The 991-nt window shown below is 62.8% G+C and carries 1 protein-coding gene; it reads left to right on the forward strand.

The window, feature by feature from the left end; all coding sequences use genetic code 11:
• Positions 1 to 51 precede the first annotated feature (51 nt).
• Positions 52 to 991, forward strand: a 940-nt coding sequence (gene asnB / locus RM2_RS23225; protein WP_072691785.1) for an asparagine synthase (glutamine-hydrolyzing), incomplete at its 3' end; no start/stop codon positions are given.

The following is a 991-nucleotide window of genomic DNA, read 5'->3' on the forward strand; positions in this document are numbered from 1 at the left end:
CGCAACTGATCATGCGCTGAGGAAGAGCGCCAGCTACAGCTGGAGGAACATATGTGCGGAATCGCCGGATGGGTTTCGTTCGAACGCGACCTGCGTGTCGAGCAGTCCACCGTGGATGCCATGACCGAGACGATGAACTGCCGAGGGCCGGACGATCGCGGCACGTGGCTCGTCGAACATGCAGCGCTCGGTCATCGAAGGCTCGCGATCATCGACCTGCCGGGCGGCCGTCAGCCGATGAGTGTGGACACCTCGGGCGGCACGGTCGCGATGGTCTACTCCGGCGAGACGTACAACTTTGGTGAACTACGGAAGGAACTGTACGGGCGAGGGCACCGGTTCGTCACGGAATCCGACACCGAGGTTGTACTCCACGGCTACCTCGAGTGGGGAGAGGCTGTCGCGGAGCGCCTCAACGGCATGTACGCGTTCGCTATCTGGGATTCCCGCATCGACACACTCGTGATGATCCGCGACCGGATGGGTATCAAGCCGTTTTATTACTACGAGACTCCCGACGGTGTGCTGTTCGGTTCGGAACCCAAAGCGATCCTTGCTAATCCGATCGCCGAATCGACCGTCACGATGGATGGCATCCGTGAGTTGTTCGCGTTTGTGAAGACTCCCGGCCATGCGGTGTGGGAGGGCATGTGTGAGGTGGAACCGGGCACCGTGGTCACCGTCTCGTGCACCGGGCTGCGCACCCACCACTACTGGACGTTGCAGACCCGGCCGCACACTGACGACCGGGACACCTCGGTCGCGCACGTACGCGAGCTCCTCGACGACATCGTTCGTCGGCAACTGGTCGCCGACGTGCCCCGCTGCACTCTGCTCTCCGGCGGCCTTGATTCCTCCGCGATGACCGGGATCGCGGCCGAGCAACTCGCCGAGGTGGGCGAGACGGTGCGCACCTTCTCCGTTGATTTCGTCGGTCAGACTGAGCATTTCGTCGCGGACGAATTGCGTGGAACCCCGGACACTCCGTACG

Origin of the sequence: Rhodococcus marinonascens NBRC 14363, assembly GCF_001894885.1 — a bacterium.
Lineage (GTDB): Bacteria > Actinomycetota > Actinomycetes > Mycobacteriales > Mycobacteriaceae > Rhodococcus_F > Rhodococcus_F marinonascens.